Genomic DNA, 18853 nt, shown 5'->3' on the forward strand with positions numbered 1-18853 from the left:
TTCGTTAGAGCACCCTTAAAGAAGTTTTAGAGGTTTTTATGATCGACCTCATTGAGTCTATTGTCAGTAGCAATGAGAAAAAAGATTTTCAACAATTTTTGCACCAGCTCAGACAACAGGAAAAACGCTACTGGCTGCGAAATGACATCTTGACAGCGTTTAACGAGTATTGCAGCCGTCTGGACAAGCCCGAACCGTTTTGCCGATCGTCTAATTTAGGACAACTGATCTATTACACCCAGGAAATTATCCTGGAGAGCGAGTGTTTTTGTTTGGTAGTGCGACCCAAGATTGCAACCCAGCAGACTTTTCGCCTGACGGACGATCTGGCCTACGAGCCAATGACCGTCCAGGAGTTATTAGATTTGCGCGATCGCCTGGTCAACTGCTACCACCCTGAAGAGGGAGACCTGCTGGAATTAGACTTCCAGCCCTTTTACGACTACAGTCCCGTAATTCGAGATCCCAAAAACATTGGCAAGGGCGTGCAGTTCCTCAACCGCTACCTCTCTAGCAAGCTTTTTCAGGCCGAGCAATCAGGCGAGAAATGGCTGGAGGCAGCCTTTAAGTTCCTGAGCCTGCATCATTACAATGGCTTCCAATTGTTGATTAACGATCGCATTCGCAACCAACGGCAGCTATCCGATCGCGTCAAGGCAGCTCTGGCTTTTATGGAGCGCTACCCGGATGCGGAACCCTGCGCCAACTTTCGCTTTGAGCTGCAGGTGATGGGATTCGAGGCCGGTTGGGGCAATACAGCGGGGCGGGTCAGAGAAACCCTGGAACTGCTCGATGCCCTGATCGACTCTCCTGACAATCAAACCCTCGAAACATTTCTCTCTCGCATTCCCATGCTCTTCCGCATCGTTTTAGTATCCGTTCACGGCTGGTTCGGTCAGCAGGGCGTGTTAGGAAGGCCGGATACGGGTGGGCAGGTGGTTTACGTTTTAGACCAGGCGAGGAGTTTGGAGAAGCAATTACAGGAAGACATGGTTCTAGCGGGTCTGGAAGGCTTGGGCATCGAACCCAAGATCGTTATCCTCACGCGACTCATTCCCAACAGCGACGGCACTCGCTGCAACGAGCGGTTAGAGAAAGTCTATGGAACCGATAACGTCTGGATTTTACGCATTCCCTTTCGCGAATTCAATCCCAACGTCACTCAGAACTGGATATCTCGCTTCGAAATTTGGCCTTACCTGGAGACATTCGCCCTCGATGCGGAAAGAGAATTGCTAGCCGAACTTCGCGGGCGACCGGATTTAATTGTAGGCAACTATTCTGATGGCAACTTAGTAGCGTTCCTGTTAGCTCGGAAGTTGAAAGTAACTCAGTGCAACATCGCCCACGCTCTAGAAAAATCCAAATATCTGTTCAGCAACCTTTACTGGCAAGATATGGAGGAAGATTATCGCTTCTCCCTTCAGTTTACGGCGGATTTAATCGCTATGAATGCCGCTAACTTCATCATCAGCAGCACGTACCAGGAAATTGTGGGAACTCCAGACAGTGTCGGACAGTACGAATCCTATAAGTGTTTCACTATGCCGGAACTGTACCATGTAGTGAGTGGAATCGAACTATTCAGCCCCAAGTTCAACGTCGTCCCGCCGGGGGTCAACGAGAACTTCTTCTTCCCCTATACCAACACTCAAGACCGACTCCTGGGAGAACGGGAGCGCCTGGAAGATTTGCTATTTACCCTCGAAGATCCGGATCGCGCGATCGGCAAACTTGAAGATCCCAACAAACGCCCGATCTTCTCCTTAGCCAGGCTGGATCGGATTAAGAACCTCACGGGGCTGGCAGAATGTTTTGGCAAGAGCGAGGCACTTCAGGCAACCTGCAACTTAATCCTGGTGGCGGGCAAGCTGCGAGTCGAGGACAGTAACGATCGCGAGGAGATCGGCGAAATTGAGAAGCTCTATCACATCATCGATTGCTACAACCTCCACGGTAAAATTCGCTGGTTGGGGGTGATGCTGCCCAAAGCTGACGCTGGCGAGATTTACCGCATTATTGCCGATCGCGGGGGTATATTCGTCCAACCTGCTTTGTTTGAGGCTTTTGGCTTGACCGTCCTGGAGGCGATGATTACGGGACTGCCGATGTTTGCTACCGAGTTTGGCGGCCCGAAGGAAATCATTCAAAACCGAGTCAATGGTTTCCTGATCAACCCCACCCATCCAGAAGAAATGGCGGAAACTATCATCGATTTTCTATCCAAGTGCGATCGCCATCCCGATTACTGGCAGGAAATCTCTCGGAGAGCGATCGAGCGCGTCTACAGCCACTACACGTGGAAAATCCATACTACTAGCTTGCTATCCCTGGCTCGGATTTACGGCTTCTGGAATTATACTTCCAAAGAAAATCGAGAGGAGTTGCTGCGCTATACCGAAACGCTGTTTTATCTTCTGTTTAAACCAAGAGCGCAATCCCTCCTGGAACAACACATGCAAAGATAAAAGCAACCTCATAACCTCATAATTGCAGTAGGGTGGGCAATGCCCACCCTACCAAGCTTCTTTAGTCAACCTGCAAGCTCAGCTTATGCCTCTACAGGTTCCTCTAAAGAAAGTTCAGTGGCGATCGTCACGGTCATGCTGGCAGGAGGAGTATTCATCTGTTCTCTGTACTTGGCAGCCATTTCTTCGGCACCAGCATAGACAATCTGAGGATCTCTGACCATATCACCTGCCTCGGCTTCCAGTTGCTTGGTCGATAGCGAGATGCGTCCGCGCTCTGCATCGAGGTCGATAATCATGACCTTGACTTCGTCGTTGACGTTGAATACGTTATGCGGCGTATCGATGTGATCGTGAGAGATTTCGGAGATGTGCAACAGGCCGCTGACCCCACCAATATCGATAAAGGCACCGTAGGGCTTGATACCGCGCACAACGCCGACTACAACTTCGCCAACTTCAAGCTTGTTCATCTTGCGCTCTACAAGGGCGCGGCGGTGGCTGAGAACGAGGCGGTTGCGGTCTTCATCCACTTCTAGGAATTTTAAGGGTAACTCTTCGCCAACTAATTCTTCCTTGACCTTGCGGGTACTGATGTGGGAACCAGGAATAAACCCGCGCAGACCCTCAATTCTGACCAGGGCACCACCACGGTTGGTGGCGAAAATTAAGGAACGGACGGTAGCATCTTCCTGTTGGAGTTGGCGCACTCTTTCCCAGGCACGCATGTATTCGATGCGGCGAATGGACAGCGTCAGTTGTCCTTCTTCGTTTTCATCGGTGAGAATGAAAAATTCGCGGGTGTCGTTGTTTTGCAATACTTCTTCGGGCTGGTCGATGCGGTTGATCGACATTTCCTGGATGGGGATATAGGCAGCAGTTTTTGCGCCGATATCAATTAGAGCACCTCTGGGTTCAAGACTAAAAACTGTGCCTGCTACAATGTCGCCGGGGCTGAAATGGTAGTCGTATTTGTCTAGTAAGGCAGCAAAATCTTCGTGTGTAAAGCTGACATTGGCAGTAGTTTTTGTCTTATTAACCATACTAAAGTTTTCCTAAATTATTCATCCTGTGTAAATGTGCTCCTCCAAAAATGTAATAGCAACTACATGGGCAGCGCGGTTTACATCCAACGTCGTACCTTGGTTACATCTGGGTTCCAGGTTAAACATAGATAGACATAGGTTTTTAATCTTAACATAAATTTAGCGTGTCGACATGCGTATTTCTGATATTTGCCGCGATCGCCAGCCAGTCACGATGCTATTCTAGAAACTTAAAGTTTTTCTAGCCTCGCCATAAAAAAGCCATCCATATCGTGGTGGTGCGGTATGACTTCAATCCATTGCGATGGCGTAAGAAATTGGGCGGCGGGATGCGTGGGGGCAACTTCCCCCAACTGCCAGTCGGAACGACCTGCTAAAAATTGCTGAATTACCAATTCATTCTCAACTGGGTGCAGCGTACAGGTGGAGTAGACAATACTGCCGCTTGGCTTCACCCATTTCGAAGCTCGCTCCAGCAATTCTATTTGGATTTGATGAAGCTTGTCTGGTTCATTGGGAGTTTGTCGCCAGCGAGCATCGGCGTGGCGGTGCAGCGTGCCCAAGCCCGAACAGGGTACGTCAAGCAATACCCGATCGCTTGAATTCTCAAAATCGGTAAACTTGCGGCTGTCTCCGTCACGGATTTTGATGTTGGTTAACCCCAGGCGATCGCAGTTTTGTTGCAGTTTTTGCAGGCGTTGGGCGGAGCGATCGCACGCCCAGATCTTCCCTTCATTGCCCATCAGTTCGGCAATGTGGGTCGTTTTACCACCGGGGGCGGCACAGGCATCGATTATGACCTCATGGGGCTGTGGATCGAGTAGCAGGGCAGCAAGTTGAGCGCTGGCATCCTGCACCGACCACCATCCTTCGTTATAGCCAGGTAGATCGGCGATCGCACCCGCACCTTGAGGCAAGCGCAAGGCATAGGGTATATGAGGCAGGGGTATAGCCGTTATGCCTGCTTTGGCAAATGCAGATAAGACTGTTTCTGGATGCGATCGCAGGCGGTTAACGCGCAGATCGATATGGGGCGATCGGTTGAACCATTGGCATAATTTCTCGGTTTCATCTGCGCCAAATTTGTCCTGCCATAGCTGTATTAGCCAATCAGGGAAACTATGTTTAATCCCCAACCCTTTATCTTCGAGATATGACCATAGGGTATCGTTTTGTTTGGCTGTGGAGATCGCTCGCAATACTGCATTCACCAAGCCAGCCAGCCCCGCGAGCTTGTTATGCTTGGCCAAGTCTACGCTGGTATTAACGGCGGCAGAAGGTGGAATCAGATCGAGAAAACAAATCTGATAGATGCCCAGTTGCAAAATTAACCGCAAATCTGGAGGCTGTTTGTGGGCGGGCTGACGGGCAAAGCGATCGATCAGGGCATCGAGCGTGCGTTGACGGCGGGTAACCCCGTAGACTAACTCGGTGGTGAGGTGGCGATCTCGTGGTGTCAGGTCTTGAGATTGACTGTGGGACTGGGATGGATTGTGCGATCGGCTCAAAACGCGATCGAGGGCAACGTCAGCATAAGCCCCCCGCTGGCTAATCGAACGGAGGGCTTCAAAAGCTAATTGTCTAGGACGAGACGACATTAGCGGTTTTCACGTAACAGCAAGAGCTGGACTAATTGCAAGACCGCATACAATGCCGTAGCGACATAGGTAAAAGCGGCGGCGTTAAGCACTGCACGGGCTGCCTGATTTTCTTTACCCTGGAGGATGCCATACTCATCGATCAGTTTCAAGGCGCGGCTAGAGGCATCGAACTCTACTGGTAGCGTGACTACATGGAACAGAATCACCGCCGTGAACAGGGCAATACCGATGTTGATAAAAATTCCACCCGCTGCACCGAGGAAGAAACCAACCAATACCAGCATTGGCCCGAGATTAGAGCCGATATTAGCAGCAGGCACGAGGGCGGCACGCAAGTTCATAGGTTTGTAGCCCTGGACATCTTGCAGGACGTGCCCGCATTCGTGGGCTGCCACGGCGGCGGCGGCAAGGGAGTCGGATGCGAAAATACCTTCAGACAGGCGAACAGCTTTAGCACCTGGATCGTAGTGATCGGTGAGTTCGCCCTGTACTGGTTCCACGGTGACATTGTGAACGCCCATGCGTCGCAGGATTGTTTTTGCCACTTCGGCACCAGTCATGCCCATACTGGAACGGACATCGGCATATTTACGATAGGTACCCTGAACCCGGCTTTGTGCCCAAAACATGAGCAGCATACCTGGAATCAAAATCAGATAGGACGGGTGAAATATCATATGTTCCCTCTTGCAACCTGTAATCTTAAAGAGTCGCTAAAAGCTCTGTTATTCAACGATTTGGCAGACGCGATCGCATTGACTTTAACAAAGACATTTTAACATCGACAACTCTTACGGTTGGGGGTAGCGATCGCCGTATTGAGGTGTGGTTAACCAACCAAAGCGCCGATCGAATGGCCAAAATCTGAGGCAGGCACGACCGATGATATTTTGCTTGGGCAGAAATCCCCAAACATGGGAGTCATTGCTAAAGTTACGGTTATCTCCCATGACCCAATATGCATTAGGCGGGACGGTCAAAGCTTGAATGTCGTACTTCGGGACAGCGGCGATATATGCTTCTGTTAGCGGACGATCGTTAACAAATACTTTCCCAGATTCTATCCTGATGCGATCGCCAGGTAACCCAATTATGCGTTTGATAAAGGGCTGGCTAGTATCGTCAATTGCTGGCGATTGGGGAGGGTAGAAAACGACAATCTCTCCCCTTTGAGGTTGGTTAAATAGGTAGGAGACTTTATCGACAATGATGCGATCGTTAACGAGCAGGCTCGGTATCATCGAGCCGGAGGGGATGTAGCGCGGCTCGGCAACGAAAATTCGTAAAATGAAGGCGATCGCCAGGGCAATGACAATGACCTGAATATTGTCCCGCTGACTATGCCACCAAGAAGTTGGTTTTTCAGCTTTGTCTTTTTCTAGTTTTTGTTCTGCAGTCATGTGGGGAAGAAAAGTGAATGCTTTAATACTGTGGTGTTATTAGTTCACCGGTGCGCCGATCGAAGGGCCAGTAACGCAAGTAGGCACGTCCAACAATATTTTCCTGCGGCAAAAAGCCCCAGACATGAGAGTCCTGGCTGTTGTTCCGATTATCTCCCATTACCCAATACTTACCAGGGGGCACTGTGAAGCTAGGAAGGTTGCCATCCTGGATGATGGTGCTGGGTTGAAAGCAGTTAGGGCATTGAACGGGTTCTTGGGCGGGCAAATCGTATTGAGGTGGTTGAGCAATGTACGGCTCGTTTAGGGCTTGACTATTCACGTAAACCTTACCGTTTTGAATGGAAATGCGATCGCCCGGCAAACCTATTACTCTTTTGATATAAACCTTTGAGGTATCTTCTACAGCGGGATTGGGCGGTGGATTAAACACAACGATTTCACCCCTCGCAGGTTTGCGGAAGTAGTAGGATAACTTTTCAATGATCAGGCGATCGTCAATCTGTAACGTTGGCTCCATCGAACTGGAAGGAATGTAGCGCGGCTCCGCTACCAGCCATCGCACACCCACAGCCAGTAAGACTGCTACACCTACGGTCGGGAGATTGTCTACAATCAGCTCTTTAAGCCGATCGCCCGTTGATTTGGGTACGCTGTTCTCGTCTGAGAGCCGATCGGAGGGTTGCTTAGAGGACATAAATTAATTTAGGCATTGCATGACATTTTAACTTTCGCGATCTCTAACATTATCAACGGTTATCTCTAACCCTGTTGCTTATCTCGATACCGCTCCCGGTACTGATATCGATTTCTCGCCTTCTAGCTCGAAGGCTTGGTGAACCACTTTCAAGGCAGTCTCGGCGACATTCTGGGCAATTACACAACTAACCTTAATTTCAGAGGTGGCAATCATTTCGATGTTGATGTTTGACTGGGCAAGTGCGTCGAACATCGTAGCTGCTACCCCCGTTGCTTTCATCATACCCGAGCCCACAATACTGACTTTGGCAATTTCGCGATCGGCGATCGCCTCGCCACACCCCAACTCTGACGCAGCTTGTTTGAGATAGGTTTCAGCGATTGCCGCATCACCAATAGGCACGGTAAAGGCTATTTCATTCACGTCCTGACTGGACTGGGACTGGATGATCGTGTCAACGCAAATACGGCGATCGGCCAGGTACTGTAATAGTTTAGCCGCTATGCCAGGTCGATCTGGCACCTGCCGTACTGCCAGACGGGCGCGGTTAATATCCAGGGCTACACCGCGTACAGGTGGTAAATCTGTGGGCTGGCTAGCTCGATCGCCGTGGCGATCGCTGACATCGGGCACGTTAAAAGATGACATCAAAGCCGCAATAGCGCGATCGCTACCAGCTTCATCAATTACACAACTAACTTTAATTTCCGATGTTGAAATCATTTGGATGTTTATACCAGCTTCAGCCAAAGCCGTAAACATCTGTACTGCAATTCCCGGTCTGCCGACAATTCCGACACCCACAATACTGACTTTGGCCACCCGATCGTCCACCACAATTGCCTTTGCACCCAGATCCAGGCTGCGAGTAACTGCTTCCGCCCGCTCTAGTTCCTGTTTTGGTACGGTGAAAGCAATATCGTTCACGTCTTTTGGCTCTTGTACGGCCTGGACGATCAAATCGACGTTGATACCTTGTGCCGCCAAAGCTTGAAATATCTGGGCGGCAATGCCGGGACGATCTGGCACCTGGAGCAGCGCTATTTTGGCTTGATCGCGATCGAGCAATACACCATCGACAAACCGATTTACCTCCAGTGCCATGCGATCGCCATTGCCCAAAGCTGATGAAGTCACGATCGTGCCCGGATCGTCCAGCCAACTAGAGCGGACAGCCATCTTGACCCCAAAATTACGGGCAATTTCCACCGATCGCGGATGCAACACCTTGGCACCCATACTCGCCAGCTCCAGCATTTCATCGCTGGTAATCTCCGCTAGCATCCGAGCCTTGGGCACGATACGCGGGTCTGTGGTCAGAATGCCCGGTACATCGGTATAGATCTCGCACAGGTCGGCTTCGAGGGCGGCGGCGATCGCCACGGCTGAGGTATCCGAGCCGCCACGTCCTAGAGTGGTAATTTCGGAAGTAACCTTTTTGGCAGCCATATCCTTGGCGACACCCTGAAATCCAGCCACCACAACCACCTCGCCCAGATCGAGGTGCTGGCGGATTAGTTCGGTTTCTACAAATAAAATACGAGCGCGGGTGTGACTGTGCTCGGTTACAACTCTAACTTGACTGCCCGTGAAGGATATGGCTGGTTGCCCCATAGATTGCAACGCCATAGTCAGCAGGGAAATGGTCACCTGTTCGCCCGTGGCAAGCAACATATCTAGTTCGCGCGGGTTAGGCGTTAGTGCTGCTGGTTCGACTAGAGGCTGATGCGACCGATCCGGGTCGTTCCGATCCTGGCGATCGCGATCGTCGTCCTGCTCCGGTCGATCTAGCGGTTGCATTACGGCTTTGGCAAGATTAATCAAGCCATCTGTGGTCTTCCCCATCGCCGAGACCACTACCAACACCTGGTGCCCTGCTTCTACGGTGCGCTTAACTCGACTAGCAACCGCCTGTATCCGCTCCGCATCGGCAACGGACGAACCACCATATTTTTGTACTATTAATCCCATTTTTATCGATCGTAAATTTCGCCATCTGTCAATTTTCCATATGCGCTATACGTACGGGCAGGTTTAGCTAGAAGTTCTCGATTTTTACCAGTGACGATCGTACAAAACCTGCCCCTACCCCAATGGATTAACCTTAAACAGGTACTCCCAGCATCTCCTCAACGGCATTGATGATGTCTTGAGGTTGCACGATCGTCAAGTTTTCCAGGGTTGTATTGTAAGGAGTCGGTACGTCTAACGAGGCAAGCCGCTTGACTGGGGCATCAAGCTCGTCGAAGAGGTTATCGTTGATGGAAGCAATGATTTCGGCACCGATGCCACCACAACGCATGTCTTCTTCGACAATAATGACGCGATGGGTCTTGCGCAACGATGTCGCGATCGCTTCCATATCCAATGGCTTCAGCGAAATTAGATCGATAACCTCGGGGTCGTAGCCCTTCTTGGTTAGGGTTTCCACCGCCTTGAGAACGTGATAGCGCATGCGCGAATAGGTCAGGATCGTGACATCTTTACCCGGACGCACGATTTCAGCTTTATCGAGCGGCAGCCAATATTCCTTATCGGGTAAATTTTCTTTGAGGTTGTACAGCAGGACGTGCTCGAAAAATAGAACAGGATTGTCATCGCGGATTGCTGACTTGAGCAAGCCTTTGGCATTGTAGGGCGTAGAGCAGGCCACAATTTTGATCCCGGGCACGGCTTGGAAATATGCCTCCAGGCGCTGGGAGTGTTCCGCACCAAGGTTTTTGCCAACACCACCAGGCCCGCGTACGACAACGGGAATCTTGAAATTGCCGCCGGACGTGTAGCGCAACATTCCGGCGTTGTTAGAAATTTGGTTAAAGGCTAGCAGGAGAAACCCCATATTCATGCCTTCGATCACGGGGCGCAAGCCAGTCATGGCAGAACCGATCGCCATGCCTGTAAAGCTGTTTTCGCAGATCGGCGTATCTAGCAAACGCAGGTCACCATATTTTTTGTAGAGATCTTTAGTAACTTTATACGAGCCACCATAGAAACCCACATCCTCGCCCATTACATAAACTGTGGGGTCGTGTGCCATCTCCTCATCTAATGCTGCTCTGAGGGCGTTAAAAAAGGTAACCTCTGCCATAAATTAAATTTTGAATTTTGTAAATTCCGTTGCTTGCAAATTATATCCCCTATGGGGTATCAGGATTGCTGTGTTAGCTATGGCCCGATGACAGATTGGCGATCGAGCGGGCAAAATAGGTTAATTACGACAAACGCGAGGGTACGCGATCGCTTTGGGTTTTCAGGGGAAAATAACGCGATGTGCAACTTTCCCCCATTGCCCTCACCCTAAACTCCTCTCCCAGAGCGGGAGAGGGACTTTGACCGATTTTGGCTCCCCTTCTCCCAAGATAGGAGAAGGGGCTGGGGGATGAGGGAGTACGTTAGTTGCACATTGCGTAAAGTATTAAAATTAATCCAGACGGGAATTATTTACTGAGCATTACAAGGTCAGTTATGTACAAAACTAAGTTGCAGAAGTCTTGAGGAGCTATAGCGGTTTTCATCTGAAAACGAGAAGGGGGTTTGGGGGCGTTGCCCCCAAGAAGGGGAGGCAGGGCGGTCTTGGGGGTTCCCCGCTAGAGCCACTGCCGTGTTCCACCCCTTCACCCCGTCAATAAAACCTGTTCTCAATTGAAAAACGCTATAGAAGCTTGCTTACATTATCTAGATTAAGTTCTACATTGACAAAACTTAGTTTTGGTGATTTCTATAGCAAAATAAATCAAAACTGCGATTAACGTGCTTAATTTGTAAATCTAAGCACCACATGAGACCAAAGTCAGTTCTTGCCACCAGATAGAGTTAACCATATGGGAAATAGTACACCGCCAGATCGTCAACGCGATAATGACTTTCTCGAAACAGAAGACGAGGATCTAAGCAATATTGATTGGTCAATGCTAACGGATTTGAGTACTAAGATTACTAACTCTAATTTGGATGCAGCGACAGCCAAACAATCACAGTCCAGTGCATCTAGTTCTCCTTTTGATTTACCCGGCTGGGCTGAGGAGGTGGAAGATACTGAGGCATCTTTAGCTGAAATGCTGGGTTTGGAAGGCTTAGATGATAGCACTCTAGAAGATGTCAGTGGCGATCTCGCAGCGGAATTGGGGTTGGAGAACTTCGACGATCGCTTTTCTGCTCGAGAGCGATCGGGCGATAATTTCGATCTCAACCTCGATTTAGATTCCCCTATTAATTTGTCTAGCAATTCGTCAAGTCATGAAAGTGCAGATGCAACGATAATTACTTCTAACCCGGTTAGCTCTAACCCAGCAGTTTCTGACCCGGAAATCTTTAGTAATGACGAGCCTGAGAGCGCTGGCTCGATCGACCCTGTGGATGAACTACTAGCAGAAGCAGCAAATATCTCTGACTTTCCCCTAGACGAAGATGAGAATCTAAACTGGAACATTACCGATCGGGATCTACAAGCTTACACCAATCCAGCCAATATCGGGTACAACACGTATACAACAGATGAATCTGGTTGGGGAGATGACTCAGGGGGCGATCGCGAAGACTACGCTTCCTACGAGTTCGATCCTGATTATGGAACCAATGCCAATGCCTCTGATGAGAAAAGAGCGACAGACGTACCAGATTACTACGCCGATGAAGTCGAGCCAGCATCTCTCGATCGATACGCAACTCCGTTATCAAGTCAAGACCAAAATCTGGATTTCGATCTTGGTAGCTCGGGCGATCCGTTTGCAGAATCACCTCCCATGCCCCAGGATATCCTCGGGATGCAACCAGCAGAAAATATGGCGATCGCGCCTGATAAACCTCAACAAGCTAGTAGATGGGAATTTTCAAGTGCGTCAGATGTAGGGATTGACGAGCTGGATATCGATCGCGAATTTAGCGATCTCGATGCTATGGATGAGAACTTTTCAGATAGTACTAAGATCGAGAACGATAGTAGATTTGGCAGCGAAAATGATGCCTCTGCGCGTTATTCCGCAGACTGGGAAGAAGAATTAAGTAGCAGTTACTATTCTGATGTAACCGAGCAAGAGTTAATGGAGGCTCTCCATCAGAACAGAGCAGATCGAGATCGCGGAATGGAATCTGCCGATATTGCCGACGACGATCTATTTGGCATCCCATCCGATTATGTAGAACAGCAGGAAGCCCTTGACGAAGAAGACAATACAGGTCTAGCTAACTCGATATCGCTGCCATCACCTCCACCATTGCCTCCGTTACCTTCCCTGCCTCCACTACCTCCTCTGGATCGAACTAATCGAACTCGACCAAGCAATAGTGCGACACCTCGTCAAGATAATCCTAGCACCAAAACCAGGCAGCAGAAGGATTTCGAGCAGTTCGAGTCATTCGATCTCCCTGACGTGGAGTGGGCGGAAACAATTAGTCCGAGGTTGGGAGAAAATACGGGATTGCGGGAAGAGCGCCCGTCAAATCCCATACCACCTCATATGGTTCCTAAGAACATCAAGTCCAATCCCGTTAAGGGATCGTCTGAGTATAAAAAGCAGTTGTCAGATAACATCAGCAACGATACGAGCTGGTCGGAAATACTCGATCGCCAGCCAGATATTTCTGAAGAGATGAATAATACTGGTTATGGGGCTGCTAATACCGTTAAACCCGATCGCAGCGCTTTCATACCAAACGCATCTAAACAAGATCGCCAGCCAGATCGCGATTTGCCTGTAGATAGCATAGGACAAATGGGAGCTTTTGATGATTATGACGACGATATAGACGATTATGAGATTCCCAAATTCACTCAAGCTAGCGATCTGTCGGATGCGGATTTTCAGCGTCGCGCTAAAAGAGGCATCAATCTAGGCGAGCTTTGGCAATATTATGGGGGATATCTAAAAATCCCAGCTATTGCCATTGGAGCGATCGCCGTGGTTTGGGGGATTTTCTCTATCCCACCGATCAAACGATTTTCCACAGAAATCGGTTTGAGAACTGGTCTGAATCGGAATGCAGCAGGTCAGGACTTAGCAGGCATTAACCTCAAGGGCAGCAATCTAGAAAAAGCTAACTTCGATAATGCCAATCTCGCCAGTGCCAATTTAGAAGCGGCTAATCTCAAGGGTGCTTCCCTGATTGGGACGAAGCTGAATGGTGCTAATTTGCAGAAAGCCGATCTAAAGGGGGCGAGGCTAGTCAATGCCAATTTAGTGCTGGCAAATCTAAGCAATGCCGCACTTAATCAAGCAGACTTGAGTAGCGCTAATTTAGCAAAAACCAATTTGACTAATGCCAACATGAGTGGAGCTTTATTGAAGGATAGCCAGATCGACCTGAACGATCCGAAGTCTCCGACCAAGATAGACGATGAAGATCTATTGATGTGGCAAATCGTGAACGAACCCAGGGGCAATCGCAATTTAGCAGGTATCAATATGACTGGATTTAACCTGAGTTCTGCCAAGCTGCAGGGAGCAAATCTAGTTGGGGCAAAGCTGGCGTGGGCAGATTTAAGTTTATCGGATCTGAGCAATGCCAAATTGGATGGGTCGGAGCTATCCGGTGCCAATCTCAACGGTGCTAACCTGAGAGGGGCTAATATAGCTAGTGCCACCTGGGCAAAAGATCGAACTCCTAAAACTGACGGTCAAACCACTTGTCCCAACGGCACTCCAGGGCCTTGTAAATTCTAGTGTTGCCAGTCATAAACTTGGCAACATGAGGGAGTGGGAGTTGACCTCCCAGAAGGGTTTCATCCCCTTCTGCCCCTTCAAAACTTTTGTTTCTGCGTACTATAGCCGTATGCAGATCTGTGAGGACAGGGAGGGGGATTGGAGGCTGTGCCCCCACGCAGGGGTGGAACCCCTGCACCCCATCCTAAGTCCGTTGAGTACAGCTATAATTTCATTAAAAAACGTCATGACCGAATCGGCATCCCCAAAAATTGCACTGATCAGCGTATCTGATAAAACTGGAGTCATCGATCTTGCCCGATCGCTAGTGGAGACGTGGCAATTTCAACTAATCAGTAGTGGTGGTACGGCAAAGGTACTGAAAGATGCCGGTCTGCCTGTAACCAGGGTGTCCGACTATACTGGCGCTCCCGAAATTTTAGGTGGTAGGGTCAAGACTCTCCACCCCAAAATACATGGGGGTATTTTAGCTCGTCGGGATCTTGCCGCCGATCGCGAAGATCTAGAGGCTAATGGCATAGCAGCGATCGCTCTGGTAGCAGTCAATCTCTATCCGTTCGAGCAAACTATCGCCAGGCCGGACGTATCGGTTGATGAGGCGATCGAGCAAATCGACATCGGCGGCCCTGCTATGATGCGGGCGGCTGCTAAAAATCACCAATACATAACCGTCCTTTCTAGCCCCAATCAGTACGATCGTTACCTCAAAGAACTTGCTGACCATCATGGGGAAACAAGTCTGGAATTCCGGCGATCGCTAGCCTTTGCCGCCTTTCAGCACACGCAGCTCTACGATCGGGCGATCGCTAATTATCTCGCCTCCCAAACGCGCGGTTGCTCCCAGTTACACTTGGCACAGTCCTATGATTTAAAAGGTATCGATCCCAAGCCTTTGCGCTATGGCGAAAACCCCCATCAAAACGCCACCTGGTATCAGGTAGGCGATCGATCCAGCGGCTGGTCGGCAGCGGCACAGCTACAGGGCAAAGAACTTAGCTATAACAATCTTTTAGATCTTGAAGCTGCCCGCAGTATCGTAGCGGAGTTTGTTGACGATCGCCCGTGCGCCGTTATTGTCAAGCACAATAACCCCTGCGGTGTAGCATTAGGGGATAGTTTAGTCGAAGCCTACCAAAAAGCTTTTGCAGCGGACTCAACTTCCGCATTTGGCGGCATTGTGGCGCTCAATCGCCCCCTAGATCCCGATACCGCCCAGGCCATGACTGCAACATTTTTAGAGTGCGTAGTTGCACCCAGTTGCCAACCGGAAGCAGCAGCGATCCTGCAAGCTAAGTCAAATCTCAGGGTGTTAGTCTTGCCCGATTTGACAACTGGCGCGCCAGAAACTGTGAAATCGATCGCGGGTGGTTTGCTAGTGCAGCAAAGCGACGATCTACCCGTCCAGCCCGACGACTGGAAAGTTGTTACCCAACTGCAACCGACAGTGGAGCAGATGCAGGAGATGATATTTGCCTGGAAAATCTGTCGCCATGTTAAATCCAATGCGATCGCGGTGACAGCTAACAGTACTACCCTGGGTATTGGTGCCGGGCAAATGAATCGGGTGGGTTCGGCTCAACTTGCGATCTCCCAAGCAGGCGATCGCGCTCGGGGTGGTATCTTAGCTAGTGATGGCTTTTTCCCGTTTGACGATACGGTCAGGTCGGCGGCGGCAGCGGGGATTAGAGCGATCGTGCAGCCCGGTGGCAGCATCCGCGATCGAGACTCCATTAGTGCCGCTGACGAGCTAGGCCTGGTCATGGTTTTGACCAACAAGCGCCACTTTTTGCATTAGTTTTTACGTAACGTATGTAAAGATGGCGGTTTTCTCGAATGGCAAAAACATAAAATATAAGCTTACGATCTTAACCTAGAGTCGATCTAACCTCTGCCTGTTAATCCTGGAACCTATGCAAAACTTTCGCAACTATTACGACATTCTTGATGTACCCAAAACTGCTTCTATTGATGATATTAAGAAAGCATATCGTAAGCTAGCTCGGAAGTACCATCCAGACTTAAATCCGGGTGATAAGATCGCTGAGGAAAAGTTCAAAGATATTGGTGAAGCCTACGAGGTACTTTCTGACCCCAACAAACGCAAGCAATACGATCAGTTCGGTCAATTTTGGCGGCAAGGCGGCTTTCAGGGTGGCAGGACTTCATCGCAGAGCGATTCTTGGAATCCAGATTACGATCGAGGCTACCCCAATGATGTTGACTTTAGCCAGTTCAGCGATTTTCAGGAGTTTGTCGATCAGTTATTAGGTAAGTTCCGCACGAACGAGCCGCCACGACCCAGTGGTTCTTCCACTTACAATAATTACAGATCGACGACGCAGGCTCCACCGCGCACCAGTACGCGCCGCGATGCCGAAGCACTACTCAACCTTCCGCTCGAACGGGCATTTGTGGGTGGACGGGAACGGATTCGTCTCGAAGATGGGCGATCGCTGGAAGTCAATATGCCAGCGGGCGTGATGACAGGACAGCGCATCAGGTTAAAGGGTCAAGGTCCTTCAGGAGGGGATCTCTACCTGAAGATCAATCTCCAAACCCATCCATTCTTTACCCTGGATGGCTACGATATCCGTTGCCAACTGCCCGTTTCGCCCAGCGAGTCGGTTTTGGGCGCGCAGGTGGAAGTCCCAACCCTGAGCGGTATAGTTAAACTCAACATCCCAGCAGGGGTAAAGTCCGGACAGCAGTTGCGATTGGCAGGCAAGGGATTCCCTAAGGACAATCGTACCTTTGGCGATCAATACGTTGAAGTTCAAATTGTCGTTCCCAAAAAACCATCCAATCGCGAACTCGAACTATACGAGAAACTACTAGAAATTCAGTCCTTCGACCCCCGCGAAAACCTGGCAAAAATGAAGTAATCGCAATTATTTGAAGTGAACGTTATAAACCGTTGGCTGAAAAGCGGGGGGGATTTCCACATCTGAAGTTGATTCCTCAGAGATGATTTTTACCTCATTTCTGAAGATGGCAAACTTAGTGGTGCTGGTTGATGAAATCAGCAATCTTGGCCCCTTGACCGTTCTGGCATCTACTATACTCGTGACGTTGGCAAATGCTGTCTTGCGGTCTGGCGAAACTCTTATTTTTACGTCATGATAGAGAAAGTCAAAGCTATCAATGTTGACAAAGCTTTCCTGCGTAGCTTGTCTTTGTTCCTCGGCACCTTTTAGAACCGAAACTATTTCCTTTGCCTTGCCAGCCGTCCACAGCCGCACCGTGTTCTTGGAAGTGGCAAAAGGGATTAAAAATTTGACTATCCCATCAACGTCTTTACGCTCGGTTGCTGCCACCATGTCATCGAAAATTTGTTGGATTTCAGCCTCGCTAATCTTGCGATCGCTGCGATCGGGAGACTCAATAAACAGTTGTTTGTTTTTCTCGACCGCGATCGCTGGAGCCAGACAAACCATCCCCATTGCAAGCGTCGCTGGCACAACTCCAATTAGCCGTCTAAAGTTCATGCGTTACTCCCAATTGTTGCCTAATATCGATAAAACTGCACTATATAAGAGCATACAGCAATACCAACCACACAACAAACCCGAGCTGGTGCTAGAATGGGCTGGCGGATGTAAAGTTTTTTAACAAATTACGACTAAAATAAATGCGAATTATTTTAATGACAGGTAAGGGTGGCGTAGGCAAAACATCCGTGGCAGCGGCTACTGGGTTGCGCTGTGCCGAGCTTGGCTATAAAACCCTAGTTCTGAGTACGGATCCCGCCCATTCCCTGGCGGATAGCTTTGACATGGAGCTAGCTCACGATCCTAGAGAGGTACGTCCAAATCTGTGGGGTGCGGAATTAGACGCGCTGCGAGAGTTAGAGGGAAACTGGGGGGCAGTTAAGCGTTATATCAGCGAAGTGTTGCAGGCGCGGGGACTGGAGGGCGTGCAAGCAGAGGAGCTGGCAATTTTACCCGGTATGGATGAAATCTTTGGACTGGTGCGGGTGAAACGACACTACGATGCCAAGGACTTTGAGGTATTGATTATCGACTCTGCACCCACTGGCACGGCGTTGCGGCTGCTATCGCTGCCCGAGGTGGCGGGCTGGTACATGCGCAAGTTTTACAAACCGTTACAGGGGATGGCACAGGTACTCAGTCCTGTATTCGAGCCAATTTTTAAGCGGGTTACGGGTTTCTCTTTACCAAACAAGGATGTGATGGATGCACCTTACGAGTTTTATGAGGAACTGGAAGCATTGGAGAAGGTGCTGACCGACAATACCACCACCACGGTGCGTCTGGTGACCAATCCTGAAAAGATGGTGATTAAAGAATCTCTCAGGGCGCATTCTTATCTCAGTCTCTACAATGTGGCTACGGATCTGGTGATTGCCAATCGCATTATCCCCGACACAGTTCAGGATGCTTTTTTCCAGGCGTGGAAGGAATCTCAAAAGGAATATTGCCAGCAAATTCATACTGATTTTCATCCGTTGCCGGTGAAACAAATTCCACTCTATTCTGAGGAGATGTGCGGGCTGGCTGCGCTAGAAAGACTGAAAGAGACTCTCTACGGCTCAGAAGATCCGACCCAGGTTTACTACAAGGAGAACACCCTGCGAGTGATTGAGGAAAACGGAAAATATCGCCTCGATCTCTATCTACCAGGCGTACCCAAAGAAAAGATTGAATTAACTAAAACCGCTGACGAGTTAAATATCCGTATCGGCAATCATCGTCGCAATCTAGTACTGCCCCAAGCTCTATCTTTATTACAGCCTTCAGGAGCCAAGATGGAAGATGATTACCTGAAGATTCGCTTCGCCTAATTGGCGATCGCATAGCTCAGATATCCCACCGTCGTCGCGATCGGCGATCGCTGCTAGCTCCCTTATTGTGTTATTGTCGTGAATTAATAGTCAAGTTCCTGGTTATAGCGGTTTTCAGATCGGAAGGAGTAGGGGGTTTGGGGGCGTTGCCCCCAAGAAGGGGTTCCACCCCTTCACC

General features: G+C 49.6%; 13 protein-coding genes. 5 read left to right on the top strand and 8 right to left on the bottom strand.

The genetic code is table 11. The annotated features are described in order from the left end of the window. Positions 1-38: 38 nt before the first annotated feature. Positions 39-2468, top strand: coding sequence for a sucrose synthase (locus PSE6802_RS0109755; protein WP_019499873.1), 2430 nt, complete (start codon positions 39-41; stop codon positions 2466-2468). An 83-nt stretch (positions 2469-2551) separates the two neighbouring features. Here the strand turns inward: PSE6802_RS0109755 and PSE6802_RS0109760 are convergent, their stop codons facing one another. The 7 genes from PSE6802_RS0109760 to PSE6802_RS0109790 all read right to left on the bottom strand — a co-directional run bounded on the left by PSE6802_RS0109760 (position 2552) and on the right by PSE6802_RS0109790 (position 10303). After that, positions 2552-3511, bottom strand: coding sequence for a 30S ribosomal protein S1 (locus tag PSE6802_RS0109760; protein WP_019499874.1), 960 nt, complete (start codon positions 3509-3511; stop codon positions 2552-2554). Positions 3512-3744: 233 nt separating this feature from the next. Then, the gene (locus PSE6802_RS0109765; protein ID WP_019499875.1) at positions 3745-5112 is read right to left on the bottom strand and encodes a 16S rRNA (cytosine(967)-C(5))-methyltransferase; all 1368 of its coding nucleotides are present in this window, start codon (positions 5110-5112) and stop codon (positions 3745-3747) included. Then, on the bottom strand, positions 5112-5792 hold the full coding sequence (locus PSE6802_RS0109770; RefSeq protein WP_026103198.1) for a zinc metallopeptidase: 681 nt from the start codon (positions 5790-5792) through the stop codon (positions 5112-5114). Before PSE6802_RS0109770 ends, PSE6802_RS0109765 begins: the two co-directional genes overlap by 1 nt. A 114-nt stretch (positions 5793-5906) precedes the next feature. After that, the gene (gene lepB / locus PSE6802_RS0109775) at positions 5907-6515 is read right to left on the bottom strand and encodes a signal peptidase I (protein ID WP_019499877.1); all 609 of its coding nucleotides are present in this window, start codon (positions 6513-6515) and stop codon (positions 5907-5909) included. Between the two features lie 22 nt (positions 6516-6537). Next, positions 6538-7212, bottom strand: a complete 675-nt coding sequence (lepB, locus tag PSE6802_RS28445) for a signal peptidase I (RefSeq protein WP_019499878.1) — start codon at positions 7210-7212, stop codon at positions 6538-6540. A 78-nt stretch (positions 7213-7290) separates the two neighbouring features. Then, positions 7291-9186 (bottom strand): aspartate kinase, encoded by a 1896-nt coding sequence (locus tag PSE6802_RS0109785; protein WP_019499879.1) that lies wholly within the window; start codon positions 9184-9186, stop codon positions 7291-7293. Positions 9187-9319: 133 nt separating this feature from the next. After that, entirely contained in the window at positions 9320-10303 is a 984-nt protein-coding gene (locus PSE6802_RS0109790) for a pyruvate dehydrogenase complex E1 component subunit beta (protein WP_019499880.1), read from the bottom strand. 733 nt (positions 10304-11036) lie between these two features. On the opposite strand from PSE6802_RS0109790, the gene PSE6802_RS30935 reads away from it, so the two are divergent. From PSE6802_RS30935 to PSE6802_RS0109805, 3 genes are all read left to right on the top strand, one after another. Beyond that, complete coding sequence (locus PSE6802_RS30935; RefSeq protein WP_019499881.1) at positions 11037-13874, top strand: pentapeptide repeat-containing protein; 2838 nt, start codon at positions 11037-11039, stop codon at positions 13872-13874. Between the two features lie 226 nt (positions 13875-14100). After that, the gene (gene purH, locus PSE6802_RS0109800; RefSeq protein WP_019499882.1) at positions 14101-15669 is read left to right on the top strand and encodes a bifunctional phosphoribosylaminoimidazolecarboxamide formyltransferase/IMP cyclohydrolase; all 1569 of its coding nucleotides are present in this window, start codon (positions 14101-14103) and stop codon (positions 15667-15669) included. A 115-nt stretch (positions 15670-15784) separates the two neighbouring features. Next, positions 15785-16756 carry a DnaJ C-terminal domain-containing protein gene (locus tag PSE6802_RS0109805; protein WP_019499883.1) on the top strand — a complete coding sequence of 324 codons (972 nt, stop codon included), beginning with the start codon at positions 15785-15787 and terminating at the stop codon, positions 16754-16756. A gap of 6 nt (positions 16757-16762) precedes the next feature. Here PSE6802_RS0109805 and PSE6802_RS0109810 read toward each other — a convergent pair whose 3' ends face one another. Next, positions 16763-17359, bottom strand: coding sequence for a Cif family virulence factor (locus PSE6802_RS0109810; RefSeq protein ID WP_019499884.1), 597 nt, complete (start codon positions 17357-17359; stop codon positions 16763-16765). Positions 17360-17502: 143 nt separating this feature from the next. On the opposite strand from PSE6802_RS0109810, the gene PSE6802_RS0109815 reads away from it, so the two are divergent. Further along, positions 17503-18675, top strand: a complete 1173-nt coding sequence (locus PSE6802_RS0109815; RefSeq protein WP_026103199.1) for a TRC40/GET3/ArsA family transport-energizing ATPase — start codon at positions 17503-17505, stop codon at positions 18673-18675. Positions 18676-18853: the final 178 nt, after the last annotated feature.

Source organism: Pseudanabaena sp. PCC 6802 (assembly GCF_000332175.1).
GTDB lineage: Bacteria > Cyanobacteriota > Cyanobacteriia > Pseudanabaenales > Pseudanabaenaceae > PCC-6802.